Annotated in this window: 8 protein-coding genes; all 8 read left to right on the forward strand. The window is 46.2% G+C overall.

Annotation, left to right across the window (positions count from 1 at the left end; translation table 11 throughout):
* Positions 1 to 23: 23 nt before the first annotated feature.
* From AC1DP6_RS23375 to AC1DP6_RS23410, 8 genes are read left to right on the forward strand one after another with little or no spacing between them, the layout of a single operon-like run.
* Positions 24 to 7,364, forward strand: coding sequence for an amino acid adenylation domain-containing protein (locus tag AC1DP6_RS23375; protein ID WP_477056987.1), 7,341 nt, complete (start codon positions 24 to 26; stop codon positions 7,362 to 7,364).
* Positions 7,365 to 7,373: 9 nt separating this feature from the next.
* Complete coding sequence (locus AC1DP6_RS23380; RefSeq protein WP_477056988.1) at positions 7,374 to 9,827, forward strand: outer membrane beta-barrel protein; 2,454 nt, start codon at positions 7,374 to 7,376, stop codon at positions 9,825 to 9,827.
* A 4-nt stretch (positions 9,828 to 9,831) separates the two neighbouring features.
* Positions 9,832 to 12,267, forward strand: a complete 2,436-nt coding sequence (locus AC1DP6_RS23385; protein ID WP_477056989.1) for a penicillin acylase family protein — start codon at positions 9,832 to 9,834, stop codon at positions 12,265 to 12,267.
* Complete coding sequence (locus tag AC1DP6_RS23390; protein WP_477056990.1) at positions 12,264 to 12,638, forward strand: hypothetical protein; 375 nt, start codon at positions 12,264 to 12,266, stop codon at positions 12,636 to 12,638. Before AC1DP6_RS23385 ends, AC1DP6_RS23390 begins: the two co-directional genes overlap by 4 nt.
* Positions 12,639 to 12,672: 34 nt before the next feature.
* Complete coding sequence (locus AC1DP6_RS23395; RefSeq protein ID WP_477056991.1) at positions 12,673 to 14,292, forward strand: MBL fold metallo-hydrolase; 1,620 nt, start codon at positions 12,673 to 12,675, stop codon at positions 14,290 to 14,292.
* A gap of 12 nt (positions 14,293 to 14,304) precedes the next feature.
* The gene (locus AC1DP6_RS23400; RefSeq protein ID WP_477056992.1) at positions 14,305 to 15,717 is read left to right on the forward strand and encodes an FAD-binding oxidoreductase; all 1,413 of its coding nucleotides are present in this window, start codon (positions 14,305 to 14,307) and stop codon (positions 15,715 to 15,717) included.
* 20 nt (positions 15,718 to 15,737) lie between these two features.
* Entirely contained in the window at positions 15,738 to 17,819 is a 2,082-nt protein-coding gene (locus tag AC1DP6_RS23405) for an aminotransferase class I/II-fold pyridoxal phosphate-dependent enzyme (protein ID WP_477056993.1), read from the forward strand.
* A 10-nt stretch (positions 17,820 to 17,829) separates the two neighbouring features.
* Positions 17,830 to 18,927, forward strand: a complete 1,098-nt coding sequence (locus AC1DP6_RS23410) for a hypothetical protein (RefSeq protein ID WP_477056994.1) — start codon at positions 17,830 to 17,832, stop codon at positions 18,925 to 18,927.
* The last annotated feature ends 12 nt before the right edge of the window (positions 18,928 to 18,939 follow it).

The raw sequence follows: 18,939 nt of genomic DNA on the forward strand, positions 1-18,939 counted from the left end.
CAGATTATATACAGCTGGATGAATTGCCGCTGACACCCAACGGTAAAGTAGATAAGAAACGTTTACCAGCGCCGGGAGCGGGCAGCATGGATTCCGGTATAGCCTATGTAGCGCCGCGTAATGCTACGGAAGAACAATTAGTGCTCATCTGGCAGGAAATACTGGGTAAAGAAAAAATAGGTATCCGGGAAGGATTTTTTGAACTCGGTGGTGACTCCATCCGCATCCTGCGCATGGTGAGTGAAATGAAGAAAAGAATACAGCTGGATGTACCGGTCGCGGATATTTACAAGTATAATACGATCGAACAATTGTTTGATTGGTTAACCGTGAACAATACGGTGGTAAATGAACAGAACAGTATCCGCCGGGAGTTGGCCCTACAGGTAAATGAAGAAATAGAACAACTGAAAGAACGGGTATTGTCTTCACTGGATGATACAGAAAATATTGCTGATCTGTTCCCCATGAGTGATATTGAAAAGGGAATGGTATTCGCTTCTTCACTGAACAACGGCGTAGGAGTGTTTCATGATCAGATTATCCATCAGCGCATATTTCCGGGGTTTGATATAGATAGGTTCCGTTATGCCGTGCAACTACTGGCGGATAAACATGATATCCTGCGAACCGGTTTTAATGTCAATGATTTTGAAGTGCCTGTACAGATCGTGAGCAGGAAGATCGAGGTATCTATTCCCTACCAGGAGCTATCGGGTTTGCTGCTGTGGGAACAGCAACAGGTCATACAGGATTTTGTGCAGGCCGAACTGAATCGTCCCTTTGATATTACCCTTGCACCGCTGTGGCGCATTGCTGTTTTCAACCTGGGCGAAGGGAATGTAGTATTTGTATGCCAGTATCATCATGCTATCATGGATGGGTGGAGTGATGCACAGTTTATGACAGAGCTGAATAATCTTTATCTCTACCTGGCGCATGATCCTTCTTTCGTGCCAGACCGTCTCAGATCAGGGTACAAGGATTTTGTGATTCAGCATGAGATTGACAAACGGGATGAAAATATCAGGAGCTTCTGGAGCGAAGAATTATCCGGTTATAAAAGGCAGCATCTCTTTACCGCCACAGAACAGTTCACCAACTATTCGCAGTTGCTGGAACCTGCCACCTTGCAGGCATTGCAACAGGTAGCAGCAGATCTTAAAACGACTGTTAAAGCCATCTCGCTGAGTGCATATCTCTGTTTGCTTAAAATACTTGGATTTGAAGAAGACATTGTTACCGGAGTAGTTACTAATACACGACCAGGCCAGGAAGACAGTGAAAAAGTACTCGGATGTTTCCTGAACACCATTCCATTCAGGATGATGGTGGCCGGAGACGGTAGTTATGCTTCGCTGATCAGTGAAGTAAAACAAAAGCTGATTACGTTGAAAGATGTTGAAAAGCTAAGTTTACTTGAAATCGCTACGCTTACCGGCGAACAGGTTGCCGGCGGCAATCCATTCTTTGACAGTTTCTTTAACTATATAGATTTTCACGCACTGAGCGCAGTGAAAGAAGATGTTGGCAGCAGTGCTTTTGTGCCATTGGATATTAAAGGTAATGGCAGCACCAATACCTGGTTCGACTTTACCGTAAGTGTAACGGGCGGCGTTTACAGCTTTGGCTTCCACATGACGAGACCTCTGAAAGCCGGATTAACAGCAGCGCGCATAGGTGCATTGTATACCAGCATCCTGGAAGATATGGTGTTACAGCCTGCGGCGATTATTGATCAAAAGGATCACCTCAGTGAAACAGAAAAAGCGCAGCAGTTTGGGTTTAATGATACCGCTGCCACCTATCGTGCAGACAATACCATCATTTCCCTGTTTGAAGAACAGGTACGCCGCGCACCGGGCCGGATCGCGCTGGTATTTGAAGAGCGGGAGTTTACCTATGGGGAGCTGAATCGCCTGGCCAACCAGTTGGGGGACTACCTGCGCTGCGAATACGAAGTTAGACCGAACGACCTTATCTGTATCAAACAGGAACGCAGCGAATGGCTGATCATTGCCATACTGGGTGTGCTGAAATCAGGAGCCGCCTATGTACCCATAGATCCGGATTATCCGGAAGAGCGGATCAATTACATTCTGCAGGATAGTCAATGCCGTTTGCTGATCGATACATCGGTGTTAAATGATTTTCGTAAAGTGATAGTCCATTGTGCACCCACTAACCTGGCGCCGGTGGGTATCCCTGAAGACCTGCTCTACGTGCTCTATACTTCCGGTTCCACCGGTAAACCCAAAGGCTGTATGTTAATGCAACAGGGAGTTGTAAACCGGTTGCAGTGGATGTGGGAACATTACCGGTTCTCTGCCGCAGATGTCATTTTACAAAAGACAAATTTCACTTTTGATGTATCCGTAGTAGAAATATTTATGCCTTTATGTTTTGGGGCAAAAATGGTGTTGTGTGCCAAAGAAGATGTAGCTGCACCTGATAGGTTGCTGACGCTGATCAGCACGCATCAGGTCACTTATATGCATTTTGTGCCGGGCATGCTGAACGTATTTATTGCGGCTTTGGCGGATGATGAGCGATACCTCCGTCAAATGCGGAGTCTGAATAAAGTGATGGCCAGTGGAGAAGCGCTTTCGCCTGAAACGGTGAAGAAGTGGTATAGTAAAACATCCATTCCGCTGCATAATCTGTATGGTCCAACAGAAGCATCTGTAGATGTATCCTGTTATCCTACCGCTCCGGAAGATGTGATCATACCTATAGGCAGACCTATCTGGAATACTTCGTTATATATTCTTGGGAAAGGATTACAGTTACTTCCATTGGGGGTACCCGGGGAAATTTGTATCGGAGGAGTAGGACTCGCAAAAGGATATTGGAATTTGCCGGAACTGACAGCGGCGAAATTTGTACCACATCCTTTCCATCAGGGCGAGCGATTATACCGGACCGGTGATGTAGGCTATTTGCTGGAAGACGGTAATATAGTTTTTACCGGTAGAAATGATGGACAGTTGAAAATCCGTGGTTTCCGGATAGAGACCGGTGAAATAGAAAATGCGCTGCTGGGACATCGGGATACCATTGCAACAGCAGTGGTGRCAAGAGATACAACAGATGGCGATAAAGAGCTGGTGGCCTATTGGGTAGGACGGTCTGTGATGGATACGGCTATACTGGACGCCTGGTTAGGGCAATCCTTACCCGCTTATATGATTCCGGCCCGTTACGTACAACTGGAAGCATTACCGCTTACGGCTTCCGGCAAAACGGATCGCAGGCTACTGCCGGCGCCTGTACAAACAGCGGCAGTATATCTGGCACCGGTTGGCAGTACGGAAGAAAAACTGGCCATTATCTGGCAGGAAATATTAGGCGTCAGTATACCAGGCAGGAATGATAATTTCTTCCGCCTGGGCGGACATAGTCTGAAAGCTACCCGGCTGGTCAGTCGTATACATAAAGTGTTTGAAGTGAAGGTGACGCTGGCACAAATGTTTACTACTCCCATACTGAAAGACCAGGCGGCATTGATCGACGCCACCGCTTCGGCAGCTTTTGTTACCATCCCTGTTGCGGCTGAACGGGCGTATTATCCACTATCTGCTTCACAACGCCGGTTATGGGCGCTGAGTCATTTCGATGGTGGAAATGCGGCGTATAATATTCCTGCAGTATATGTGTTTGAGGGAGCGCTGGATACTGATTTATTATCCCGCTCATTTACAACGCTGCTGCAAAGACATGAGATATTGCGGACCGTATTCCGGGAAGACGAAGAAGGAATCATCAGACAGGTGATTTTACCGGCAGCACCATTTGAAATAGCAATAACCGGCTCACATCCGGAAGAATCGATCACAGCATATCTGTCGCAGCCTTTTGACCTCTCCGCAGGCCCGCTGCTGAGAGTAAGATTATATCAGCTGGAAAAAGGAAAATGGGTATTTGCTTACGTGATGCATCATATTATCAGCGATGGCTGGTCGATGTCACTGTTATTCAGGGAACTCTTGTTGCTATATAAGCATGCCAGCTTGCAACTGACACCTTTAAGGATACAATACAAGGATTATGCGGTGTGGCAGCAGCAGGAAGAGATGGCTCCCCACAGGGCATACTGGCTGTCGCAATTTAAGGGCGAGCTGCCACTGACGGAGCTCCCCGGTGACTATCCCCGTCCGGCTGTCAAAACGTATAACGGCGCGGCTGTCAAAACAGTGATCAGTGCACCGCTGACTGAACGACTCGGTAAATTAGTCCGCGCAACAGATAGTACGTTGTTTATGGGATTGGTGGCTGTTGTAAAAGCGCTCCTGTTTAAATATACCGCGCAGGAAGACCTTATCATCGGCACGCCGGTGGCAGGGAAGGACCATGCAGACCTGGAAGATCAGATAGGTTGCTACGTAAATACATTGGCATTGCGAACCGTATTCAGGGGAGAAGAAGATTTCAGCACCTTATTATCCAGGGTGAAAGAGGTGGCCATGGCAGCATATGCGCATCAACTTTATCCGTTTGATGAACTGGTACAGTTACTTGATCTTCCTGCGGATATGAGCCGGAATGCCCTGTTTAATATCATGGTGATATTGCAGAACAGCGAAGCGGTGAAAGAAGAGGCGCCTGATGAATGGAAGGTATACGCATATGAGGCGGATAGCAGATCTGCGCAGTTCGATCTGCTGTTTGATTTTGCAGAAACCAACGGAGAATTACATACTACTATCCGTTACAATACAGATATCTACGGGGAAGCAACGATAACACGGTTATCTGCCCACCTGCTGCAGTTACTGGATGCAGTAACCGCGCAGCCGGATACTTCTCTGGAAGAACTGGATATACTCACGGCAGAGGAGCGATGGCAGCAACTATCCGGGTTTAATGATACAACCACGGACTATGCGGCTGAAAGAACGATCATTTCTCTGTTTGAAGAGCAGGCGGAGAGTCACCCGGATGATATAGCGATCGTCTTTGCGGATATGACACTCAGCTACCGGGAACTGAACCAGCGGGCCAATCAGTTGGGGGATTACCTGCAACGTAATTTTAAAGTCAAGCCCAACGACCTGCTTTGTATCCAGTTGGAGCGGAGCGAATGGCTGATCATAGCCATATTGGGGATCCTCAAATCCGGTGCAGCTTATGTGCCGCTGGATCCGGATTACCCGGCAGAAAGGGTGAAGTACATCATGCAGGACAGTAATTGTAAAATAGTGATCAACGCCGCGATGCTGGCAGATTTCAATAAAACCGCTGCGGAATATACAACGTGCAATCTGCCAGCATCAAGTACTTCATCGGACTTGTTGTATGTCATCTATACTTCCGGTTCTACGGGGCAGCCCAAAGGCTGCATGCTTGCACAAAAAGGAATCGTCAACCGGCTGGCCTGGATGTGGCAGCAATATGGATGTACCCAATCTGAGGTGATCCTTCAGAAGACCAGCTTTACCTTTGATGTATCTGTCTGGGAGATCTTCCTGCCTTTATGCAACGGCGCAAAAATGATACTCTGCGAAAAGCAGGATGTGGCTGCACCCGCTAATATCCTGTCCCTGATCAGTCAGCATAAGGTTACTATGGTGCACTTTGTAGCAGGCATGCTGAATGCCTTTATGACGGCCTTATTTGATGATGAAAACAATATTCTTTCCCTGAATAGCCTGCGCCATGTAATCACCAGTGGTGAAGCCCTTTCGCTGGAAACGGTGAAAAAGTGGTATGGCAGCACCACCACGCCATTACATAACCTGTACGGACCAACGGAGGCTTCTGTCGACGTTTCTCATTATAGTACTTCCCCGCAGGATATAAGGGTACCTATAGGTCGCCCTATCTGGAATACGCAGTTGTACATCCTTGGGAAAAAGGAACAACTGCTGCCACTCGGCGCCGTTGGAGAGATCTGTATCGGAGGCGATGGACTGGCCAAAGGTTATCTGAATAAGGAAGCGCTGACAGCCGAAAAATTTGTACAGCATCCATTCCGCCAGGGCGAAAGACTTTACCGCACCGGTGATCTGGGTCGCCTGCTTCCGGATGGCAATATTATTTTCCTTGGCAGAAATGACGGGCAGGTAAAGATCCGTGGATACAGGATAGAGACGGGTGAAGTAGAAAATGCACTGTTGTCGCATGCAGACGTTACCGGCGCGGTGGTATTACCGCATAAAGATGCACTGGTTGCATTCTACACGGGTCAACAGGAAATTCCTTTTTATGAACTAAAGCAACATCTGCTGCAGGTACTTCCTGTTTACGCTGTACCATCACATTATGTGTTCATGGAACAATTTCCATATAACACCAGTGGTAAAATAGATAGAAAACAATTACTGGATCCCACAGTATCACTTAACGCCGGCCATGCGGAGTTGATAGCCCCACGTAACGAAACAGAAGAAAGGCTGCTACAGATCTGGCAGGAACTCCTGGGTGTCACAGACATAGGAGTCACCATTCCTTTCTCTGACCTCGGTGGTCATTCCCTGCTGATGATACAGTTGATGAACCGGGTAAATCGTATTTTTGAAGGTGCTAACCTTCGACTGGCAGATGTGATGAAAAATGCTACCATCGAACAGCAGGCCGCATACATCGCATTATCTGAACCTGATGCAGATCAGCACCGGATAACATTAAGGGCGGGTGAAGGTGTTGCCACTTTCATCATCCCGGGCATGCCTGGTGTTAGCGATGGATATGTGGAACTGGCACAACAGGTGCCCGGCAGCGGTCCTGTTTACGGATTGCAGATGAAAGGATTGATAGATGGAGAGACACCACTTACCACTATTCCGGAAATGGCGGCACACAATATCGCACTTATACAGGCCAGCGGTGCCACACATATTCATTTGTATGCACACAGCTACGGTGGTACCGTATTGTATGAGATGCTACGTCAGCTGARAAATAGCGGGATAGCAGTGCTGGATATCGTATTGATAGAAGCATTTCCACAGGAGAATATAGTTGATAGCTCCATACAAATGAATAACAGATTTGACGGTGGCGCGTTCTTATTGCAATACCTGTTGAATGGAGGGGATTATCATATCGAAGACCCGGAAGAAGCTTTCAAATTAGTACATAGCAAGGGAGTGGTGATAGAGCAGGGGCTTTTTTTCCGGCTCTGGCAATTGTGCATAGCATCCCTTGCTGCCGGATATGATTTCCCGGAACAATTACCGGATGAAGTGGCCCTCATACTGACAGCAGCGCGAAAAAATACACCTGTTGCAAGGCGTTGGTCAAACTATTTCAGTAAAGTAAACGTTACATATGCCTCAGGTGACCATTTTTCCATTGTGAAAACGGCTAATTGTGCGTTATGGCTCCCGGCTGTGAAAAACATGTCTAAACAATTCATCCAATAGTTGGTATTTATGACAAGATCGAACCCTATTTTTTTCTGTGTGCTATCCTTTCTGCTTTTAACTTTTCAGTTATCTCATGCCCAGGTAGCTGATAAAGGGATCATTAAAGGGCGTGTGACAGGCGAGGCTAATGGCGCTATTCCTTTCGCCACTATTTTACTTAAAAAAGCGGCTGATTCTGTAGTGTATAAAACAGCACTCAGCGATGAACACGGCATCTTCTCTTTTGAATTTGTAAAAGACGGAAATTATTTCGTTGAAATAAGATTACTCCGTTTCGAAAAACTGGTTAGCCGTAGTATCCTTATCACCGCAGATCAATCCACCTCAGACCTGGGGGTACTGGCACTGAAGCCAACACAGGTAGAGCTTAAAGGAGTAACGGTTACGGCAGAGAAACCTTTTATTGAAAGGCGTATAGACAGAACTGTTGCCAATATTGAGAACAGCATTGTCAGCGCTGGTTCTTCCGTACTGGAGGTGATGCAGAAACTGCCAGGCGTACAGGTACGGCAGGATGGACAGATCAACCTGAATGGTAAAGCCGGCGTAAGTGTTTATATAGATGGTAAGCCCACACTTTTATCTTCTGATGATCTTGCCAGTATGCTGAGCGGTATGGCTGCTTCCAGTGTGCAGAAGATCGAGATCATGGCCAAGCCTTCTGCCAGGTATGATGCCGGCGGCAGTGGTGGCATCATCAATATCGTAAAGAAAAAAAACCGGAAACAGGGTGTAAACGGCAGTGTAGGCATAGGCGCCGGGCAGGGAAGACGGGAGAAATATAATGGCAACTTTGACCTCAGTTACAAAAATAATAAGGTCAACTTGTTTGCCAGCAACGCTTATGTATTCAATAAACAGATTCGCTATTCTTCTTCCCGGATTAGTTTTTATAACAACAATGCGTTGAAATCTGAAGTGGCCTCTGAAAATAATCAGCTGCGCACCTATCGTACATCAACGCCTACTGTAGGGGCCGACCTGTTTTTGTCTGACCGTACTACCTTGTCCATTACCGGCAGCGGTACCATTCAGCGGCATACGAATATCACGGATTCTCATTCTGATGAGTATAACAATCACAGTACGATCACTAACCGGTACGACTTTACCAATGATACAAAAGACCGGCTCAACAACTATTCCGCCGGTATGCGCCTGGTACATCAGTTGGATACCAGTGGTAAAGAATTATCTGTAGATGTGGATTATGACGATTACGGCAATACTTCTAATCAGCAGATTGGTAATACGACCAATGATGCGCATGGGAATTTTATTAGTCATGACAACATCCTCTTTGATCAACGGGGACGTTTGCATATTTATGCAGCAAAGGCCGATTATACCCAGCCACTTGCCAACAAAATGAAACTGGAAGCAGGGCTGAAATCGAGCTATGTAGATTCGAAAAGTGACAACGATTATTTTAATATCGTAAATCAACAGCATCTGCCTGATTCCTCCCGTAGCAACTATTTTCGTTATACAGAAAATATAAATGCCGCCTACCTGAACCTCAACAGGGAATTTGGGAAATTAACCCTGCAGTTGGGCCTTCGTATGGAACAGACGATTGGTAAAGGAGAACAGGTGCTTACCGGGCAAGTGACGAAACAGGATTATGTGCAGTTATTTCCTTCCTTTTTCCTTGATTATAAAATCAATGAGAAACAAGGACTGAACGTGCAGTTGGGCAGGAGAACAGATCGCCCCGCATATGCCGATAAAAATCCGCTGAAGCGTATTCTGAATACGATTTCCTACACACAGGGAGATCCTTATCTGCGGCCGCAGCTTTCCTATAATGGTGCAGTCACTTATTCTTACCAGAATGAATTATTTATAACAGCAGGTTATACATTATACCAGGACTACCTGACTAAAGCTTCTTTTCCGGACGCAGACAGCGGAGTAACAGGTACTAAGCCAATCAATATCCGCCGCGCTTCTTCTTATAATCTTGACCTGAGTTATTCCTGTTCGATCAGCAACTGGTGGTCGGCTAACAATAACCTGTCGCTGTATTACAGATTATATAACGGAGATGTCAACGGGTATATGCTGAACAACAGCGGCATACCATCTTTCTATTTTAGTACAGACAACAGTTTTACACTCACTAAAAAGACGACGGCGGAGTTGAATTTCTGGTATGAACAACGCTACCAGGAAGGGCCTTCTATCTTTAAATCTACGTGCAGTCTTGGGTTTGGCATAAAAAGAATGCTGCTGGATAACCGCTGTGCTATTGTATTGAACGTAAGTGATATCTTCTGGACAGAACCTTACCGCTGGAGTACTACTCTGGCCAGTATGAAAGAGGAGTGGACCGCAAAGAACGACACACGTGTGGTGAAACTCAACATCACCTATCGCTTTGGCACTGGCAAAGTGAAAAAAGTACAGGGTAACAACAGTGCGGAGGAAGAGAAAAAGAGAGCTACCATTAAACCATGATTATATGCGCAGATTTAATATAAATATGCTGTTTCCGTTGCTTGCGCTGATCATCCTGGTCTTTGCATTGTCTTTACAACTGTTCAATGTTTTTCCGTTGGGAAATGTATTGGACCCGTTTGCAGGAGTAGTCCGGAATGGCACAGATATACGTTTACAGGAACCCTCCTTAACGCTGGATAAACCGGAGTTGTCGGCAACGGTACAGGTATTTTTCGATGATAGAAAAGTGCCGCATGTATATGCCGGCAACCGGCGTGATTTGTATTTCACTCAGGGATATGTTACCGCCTATCTGCGCCTCTGGCAGATGGATTTCCTGGCGTATACCGCTGCCGGTCGTCTTTCTGAAATACAGGACCCGGCCATTTTCCTGGAGTACGACCGTAACCAGCGCCGTATGGGGATCCTGGAAGCAGCCAGGCAGTCATTGGCCCTGATGGAACAGGACCCGGAAACGGATAGCGTTTTAACAGCGTATACCAATGGGGTGAATAGTTATATTATGGAGCTGGATCCGGAACATCTTCCATTTGAATATAAGCTGCTGAACTACATGCCGGAACCCTGGACCAAACTGAAAAGTGTATTGATCCTTAAATATATGGCCACCCAGATGACAGGATACAATGAAGATGTAGTGATGTCGAAAATGATACTGGCATTGGGAGAAGATAATTTTAATAAACTGTTTCCTGATTTTAATGGTCATATCACGCCGATAGTAGATAACGGGCATACAGGTGCGCAGCAACCGCTGACCCCCTTTAAGAAGCCGGCTTACCTGGATTACAATTTCCTGTCTTCCGGATCAGTGATCAAAAAAAGCCCCTATAATCCCCGCTTAGGTAGTAACAGTTGGGTTGTTTCCGGTAAGAAAACAAAATCAGGTTTTCCTATCCTGGCAAATGATCCTCACCTGAATCTTACCTTACCCTGTATCTGGGTAGAAATGCAATTGTCTGCTCCCGGCCTGAATGCTTATGGCGTTTCTATTCCCGGTACACCCGCTTTTACCATTGGGTTTAACGAGAACATTGCCTGGGGTATCACCAACGGCGCTGATGACGTGAAGGACTGGTACAAATTGAAATTGTCTGCGGACTATAAAAAGTATGAACTGGATGGTAAATGGACAGACCTGCAAAGCAGGGTGGACACCATCAGAAGAAAAGGTCAGCAGCCTTTTTATGATACCGTTTATAGTACCATACATGGTCCTGTTGTGATGAATAACAGCTTTCAGGCAAACCAGCCCGATCTGAATGATCATGCCCTTAAATGGGAGCTGCAACGGCCTTCCAACGAATTCAAAACTTTTATAGAACTGGCAGCAGCCAGCAACTATGCAGACTATAAAAAGGCGATTGCTTACTTTTCCTGCCCTGCACAGAACTTTACGTTTGCGTGTAAGGATAATACGATATCCGTGAATCATCAGGGAAGTATGGCGGTAAAATGGCGCGGAGAAGGTCGTTTTATTCTTGATGGAACGAATAGTACATTTCTTCCCAAAGCATATATTCCGGAAGATAGCCTGCCGCATTTGCTTAACCCTGTCTGCAATTATGTGGTGTCTGCCAATCAGCATCCTGCCTATGCGGACTATCCTTATTACTACAATGGTTATTATACCGAAACAAGGGCCAACAGCATCAGGAAGGCATTGGAGAAAGATACTTTATTTGATATCGCAAGTATGGAGGCTTTGCAGCTGAACAATACAAATGATGTGGCAGTAACCTTATTGCCCGCGCTGCTCAGTAATATCCTGCCAGGAACGCTATCCGGTAAACAGCAACAACTGCTGGAAAAATTAAGTACCTGGAAAGGTACCTATGACCTGCAGGATAAAAATGCCAGGTTGTTTGAATTGTGGTGGAAGAATATTGAAAAAGATACCTGGGATGAATTGTATAATTATTCGTTCTACCTGCGGGCGCCGGATCCATATGTATTGGCAGACATGATTACCCAATCGCCCGGTGACATTTATTTCGACCGGATAGCTACTGCCCGCAGGGAAGCGGCGCCTGATATCATTACAGACGCATTTATTGCCGCTGTAAAGCGGTACGAAGAACTGGAAACAACTGGTCGGAATGAATGGGGCCAGATGAACCGTGTAGACATTATGCATATGACAGGCATCCCAGCACTAAGCCGCACCGGTCTCCCGGCAGCTGGTCACCCGGATGCCATCAATGCTACGTCGGCCACCTGGGGCCCTTCCTGGAGAATGGTCGTTGAACTTGGCGACAGGCCACGTGCATATGGCATTTACCCCGGAGGGCAGTCCGGTAATATCGGCAGTCCCTACTATGATAATTTTATCAGCGATTGGAATAAAGGGAAGTATTATCAACTGAATTTATTCCTGTCTGCAGCAGAAGCAAAAAAATATACTGTTAACACCTGGACCCTAAAAGCAGGATCATGAAGAATAATATTATTGTGTTGCCACTTTGTGTACTGTTGATCTGCATCACCCGGCAGTTCAGCGTATTGCCCTGGTGGAGTTTTGTTGTACCCGTGTTAATCCTGGGCGTAGTGCTTTCTTATAAAGGCTGGAAGATAGCCGCTTTTTCCGTTGGCATGCTCGCCGGATTCCTGGTATGGTCTGGTGGCGATTGGTATTATGATATGATCGGCCACGGACTTGTATTTGATAGAGTAGCACTACTGCTGTCTGTACCCAAGATCATCCTGATCCTTGCAGCCGGCATAATAGGCGGGTTACTTACCGGGATAGCCCTGTTTACAGGACAGATAGTATTTGCCACGCCTCCGGGCACTAAGCTTGAAAACTGATGGTTACTTTTTCTAAACCMAAAAATGGACATATATGAACCCACAGCTTTTGTATCTAAAGCCAAATGTGATTGTTGGCCCGCTCGTAGACAGATGGTATGCATGGACCCATCTGATCTCTCCCGCTACAGCTGCCATGAATGTAGTAGGGAGACACCTCAAAATCATGAACTCGTATATCCAGTCACCACAGATACACGCGGCTGCAGTACGTAACCCGAAAATGCTGGGCGGCCCCTTCATGGATTATAAAGGGCAGCGCGTAGATGAAGTAAAGAAACTGAAAGCAGAAACAGAGATCAGGCAGGAAAAAGCGATTGCATTTGCAAAGGCAATCGTGGAGCTGGACAAAATGCTGAAAGCAAATGCCAAAGGTTCCTCGCTGGAATCACTCTATGAAAAAGTACCTGATATTTTGAAGGGATATGTTGAACTGGTATATGATCTCAATAACAACCCGGCTTACCGTGTGTTTGAATCATTGCTGTATAAGAGTGAATTCTATGCCAAAGGCTCACAGAGTATCGCCTTATGGATCACCAATAATGATGAACGTCCATTCTGTCTGAGTACCCCACAGCTGGATGATCCTGATACACTGCACCTGGATATTCCATTTGATCACGCAGGAATAGATGTACTGAGCAGGATGAGAAGAACACCCGGATCAGTAGATGAGATAGCCGCTATTTTGGGCGTGGCGGATAAAGACAGGGAGTTGTTTAATACGTTCTTTACAGAAAAGCATCATCCTGCCTACAGGAAATATACCGGTGACAAGGCCCGGATGCGTTATTTCGGGCATGCCTGTATCCTGATTGAAACAAAAGAGGTGAGTATCCTTGTGGACCCGCTGGTAAGTTATTATGGATACGAATCCAGTGTGGAGCATTTTTCTGACATTGACCTGCCTGATGTGATCGACTATGTACTGATCACTCATAATCACCAGGATCATATTGTGCTGGAAACCTTGCTGCCACTGCGTCATAAAATCAAGAACCTGATCGTACCGGCTACCAACAGCGGCGCATTACAGGATCCCAGCCTGAAGCTGGTATTCCAGAGCATGGGTTTTAACAATGTCATAGAGATTGATGAACTGGAAGAAGTCCGTTTCGGAGATTGTGTGATTACAGGATTGCCATTTACCGGCGAGCATTGTGATCTGAACATCCGGGCAAAGACCTGTTTCCATGTGGCATTAGATCATTTTAAATTCCTTTTTGTAGCAGATTCCCGTGTGCTGGAAGCTAAGCTGTATGAGCATATACAACGGGTACTGGGAGATGTGGATGTATTGTTCCTGGGTATGGAGTGTGAAGGCGCACCGCTATCCTGGCTGTATGGTCCACTACTTACGGAAGACATCACCCGTGATAATGATCAGTCGCGCAGACTGGCAGGTTGTGACTATGAAAGAGGCATGCACCTGATCAATATATTTCATCCAAAAGAAGCCTATGTATATGCGATGGGACAGGAACCATGGCTGGAATTTATCAGCAGTATTAAATATACCCCTGAGTCAAAGCCTATTGTGCAGTCCAACCTGCTGGTAGAAGAATGTGCCAAACGTAATATACTGACGGAGCGGTTATTTGGAGAGAAAGAACTGTTATACGATTATGAAAGACAAGCAGTGTTAGCCTGATAAACTGATTGAATGATGACATCCGATAACTCTATTAGCGCTTTAACTCCGCTGCTCAGCGCCCTGGAAGATATCTGCGGCTCCCGGTATGTATTTACTGATGCCGGTTCACTGCAGGAATACGGAAAGGATCAAACCCTTGATCTCAGTTATGGATTTGAAGTACTTGTTAAACCTGGCCTGCCGGAAGAAGTAGCCCGTATCCTGGAAGTATGCAACCAGTTTGGTATGCCTGTAACACCCCGTGGTGGCGGAAGTGGCGTCACCGGCGGTGCATTGCCGGTGTATGGTGGCGTGGTGTTGTCGATGGAGCGTTTCAACCAGATCCATGAGATCAATGAACTGGAAGGATATGTAATAGCCGGTGCTGGCGTGATCACTGCCGACCTGGTACAAGCCGTTGCGGGGCATGGTCTTTATTTCCCGGTGTCTCCCAGCAGCAGTACTTTTTCTTTTGTTGGCGGAAATGTAGCGATGAATGCCGGCAGCATTAATTCCTGCAGATATGGAAGCACCGCTGATTATGTGATGAACCTGGAGGTGGTATTACCTGGCGGAGAGATCATCTGGACAGGCGCTAATGTAAGTAAGAACAGTACCGGATTTAATCTCACCCGTTTATTCGTTGGCAGTGAGGGCGTGCTTGGAATTATTACGAAAGTAGTATACCGGCTGCTTCGTCAGCCGATGATGGAAGTATCGTTGCTGGCAGGTTTCAGTAGCCTGGAAAATGCCTTTGACGCCGTACTTGCTATCCGGCAATCTTCGCTGTCGCCATCAGCTGTAGAACTGATTTGTGATGACGCCCTGCAAATCACAGCCGCGTACCTGGGGCATCCACAACCACTGGTAAAAGAGGGCATCCACGCGCATTTGCTGATAAACCTGCAGGAAGCTACCGACAGCCACCTTGTATTGGCAATGGAACAAACAGCGACGCTGCTGGAAAGGTATACAAAGGAAGATATCCTCACCGCGGGCAGTGCAGCCGAAATGGAAAAGCTCTGGAAACTCCGGTTCAGCATAGGCGCAGCACTTACGCATGGCAGCCGCCGGTATCGCGACATCGATATCTGTGTCCCCTTGTCGGTGTTGCATCAGTATATCACAACAGCAATGGCTATAGGCAGCAGGAATGGCATTCGGGTCGTTTGTTTTGGTCATGCACTGGATGGTAATATGCATACCATGCTGCTGCTGGATAAAACAACTGCACATGATGAAAAGGGGATGGCAAAAACAGTTGAAGAAATATATACCTGGGCGCTGGAACATGGTGGGGTCATATCAGGAGAGCATGGCATCGGGCTATTGCAGAAAAACCTGATGCACCTGCAGTTCTCAGATACACATCTCAGATTGATGCAACAGATAAAGGCAGTATTTGATCCTAATGGCATACTGAATCCCGGAAAAATTATTTAATCCCATTTAAATTAATATCGATGCAACAGTATATTATTAACCAGGACTACGAAAGTTATACAAGTGAAGATCATCACACCTGGCGAACCCTTTGTCAAAGACAGGGCGCCCTGGATCAGAGCAAAATATCCCGGGACTACCTTCAGGGATTTATTAACCTGGAAATAGACAGGGAGAAAGTGGTACGCATAGAAGACGTGAGCAAACGGCTGGAAGACATTTCAGGATGGACGCTGGTGCCGGTTACCGGACTGCTGCCAACCAAAGATTTCTTCTACATGCTCATCAACAAAAAGTATCCTGTTACCGTGCCGCTCAGAAAGCCCGCAGAACTGGACTTCAGTGAACAACCTGATATCTTTCATGATATCTGCGGACATCTGCCGCTGCTGACCAATGAAAAATTTACACGTTTTCTCACGGCTTACAGCATCATCGCCATTAAGTATATCAACCATGACAGGGCCGTGGAGCTCCTGGGCCGGTTGTACTGGTTCACCTACGAAATGGGGCTGATTCATGAAGATGGTCAGCATAAACCATATGGTGGCGCCGTGATCACCTCTGCGGAGGAAATCGGTAATGTTTACAGCGAGAAAACGCCAAAGTATGCATTTGACCTGGAACATATTTTCAAGACCCTCTATAATCCATTCAAACTGCAGAATGAATATTTTATCATCAATTCATTTGATGACCTTTTCAACTGCCTGGAGAACCTGGAAGCTACGTTGCAACAGCATCTGCTGCTGACTGCACCGGATCTTGTACTGAGAAACTACCACGTTAATACACATCTTGGCAAAGGATTCAATAATGTGATCGGCTTTTTGAATGATATACAATATCGTTTTCCTAAAGCACTTTCATTTGTTGCTGGTCAGCCGGATGAGAACTTCTTTGACATTACAGATCATATGTCAAAGTTTGATGTGTTTGTAGATCACCTGGTAGCAAAGACAGGTCAGTCAAGAAAAAATGTTATTAACAAGATCGGCCAGTATAACAAAACGAAAGGTATCGTGAATGACATCGTTGCAGAATATCTCCGCAGGGATGAGAACATTTATGTAAAAGAAGAAGATATCCTGATGACAGTAGGAGCGCAGGAAGCATTTGCCATTATTGTATCTGCTATATGTGAACGGGAAGATGATGTGATCCTGGTGGAAGATCCCAGTTACATAGGTCTCAGCTCTTTCGCAAAGATATTTGATTATAATATTACTGGTATTTCCACCGATGAAGAAGGCATCAATCTGCATGAGCTGAAAAATACGCTGCTGGCGCTCAACAGTGCGAGAAAAAGAGTGAAGCTGCTGTATGTGATCCCCGACTATCAGAATCCTTCCGGGTCCTGTATGCCTGTGGGCAACCGCCTTAAGCTACTGGAACTGGCAGAGAAATATAATTTCCTGATCATAGAGGACAGCGTTTATAACAGTTTTACCTACGCACAGAAGAAAAACCCTACGCTGAAATCGCTCGACAAATTCAACCGGGTAATTTATGTAGGCTCTTTCTCTAAATCGCTGTTTCCTGGTCTCCGTTTGGGATTAATAGCAGCAGATCAACAGATAGAAAATGCCTACGGCGAAACGGTACCACTGATCGATGAAATGGTAAAGGTAAAGGCGCAGCTGACAAACAATACCCCGACTATTAATCAGGCCATCCTGGGAGGTGTGCTGTTGGATCTTGATTATAGTTTGAGTACCTGGAGCAAACCTAAATTCGAAAGTTATAAGGAAAAGCAGCTGGTGATGATCAACGCCCTTGACAGGTATATCGGCGCATATGAATGGGCCAGGGAAATTAGCTGGAACAGGCCGGAAGGTGGTTTCTTCATCAAAATGACCGTGCCTTTTGCCATAGATAACAACAGCGTATTTGAAAGCGCGAGCAGGTATAATGTCATCTTCTGCCCCATGCGGTATTTCTACCTCAAATCAGGTGGAGAGAATGAAATCCGTTTAACCTTTTCCAACCTGTCCATCCAGGCCATTGAACAGGGCGTAAAGCAACTCGCAGAATACCTGCACCACATGGTAGCCGTCAATTCCAAAGCTGAAATGGCAGAAGCATCCATTTATAATCTTTAAAATATTCCATATGACTAACAACTTTCTGAAAGGTTACGATATTGATTATGTTGAGATATACACCCCGATGGCCAAAGCGCTGGCCTACTGGCATACGCAGGCACTGGGCTTTGTTATCACGGCGGTAGCGGAATCCATTAACACTGCTTCCTATGTGCTGGAAAGTGGGGATGTAAGGCTGGTGCTCACCACCTCTTTTCCAACCGGACATACACTGATCAGTAACGAAATAGCCACCTTCATTGCCCAGCAATATTGTGGTGTCAGGAGATTTGCCCTGGTGACCGATAATGTACGGGAGGCTTTCGAACACAGTATCACCCATGGCGCCATTCCATCCAGGTTTCCGGAGATCCTGTCGGATGAATATGGACAGGTAGAAGAAGCTGCAGTAAAGTTGTATGATAACAGCGAGATTGTATTTATAGACCGGTCTTCCTATCAGGGCAGCTTTAAACCCGGTTACAAAGCGCGGAAGAGCAAAGCCGGCGGACCGGCCTACCTGGTAGCCGTAGATCATATTGCCGCAGAGGTGAGGATCAATGAGATTGCCTACTGGACAAAATATCTTACCAACGCCATTGGTACGCAGCATGTGCAGAGTATTCAGCGGAGTGAAGACAACCGGACCGGCATGATCCTGAATATTAATCAGTCGCCCGATAAAAAGCTGACGCTCGTGATGGCAGAAGCGGAAACATATCTCCACAAGTCCAAGGTACAGCAGAACATTGACCGCTTTGGTCCGGGCATCCACCACCTGGCTTTCCTGTCGGAAGATATTGTGGCCACCACCAAAGCGCTCATTGAAAAGGAAGTGGACTTTGTTAGCTTCCCGCCATCCTATTATACGCTGCTGCGTGAGAACCCGGACTTTGCCGCCATGGACATTGACTTGTTGCAGGAGCACGGCATACTGATCGATAAGGAAGAAGATACCTATCTGTTGCAGAAATTTATCAAACCTATCAGCGACAGGCCCTTTTTTCTGTATGAGATCGTACAACGTGTGAATGGATACAATGGATTTGCACTGAAGAATATCAATGTGCTGAAAAAAGCTGAAGAGATAGAAGTGATGAAAGCAGAAACCAATACGGCACAATAAGGCCAATACAAC

The sequence above is a fragment of the Chitinophaga sp. 01L420 genome, from assembly GCF_056399985.1.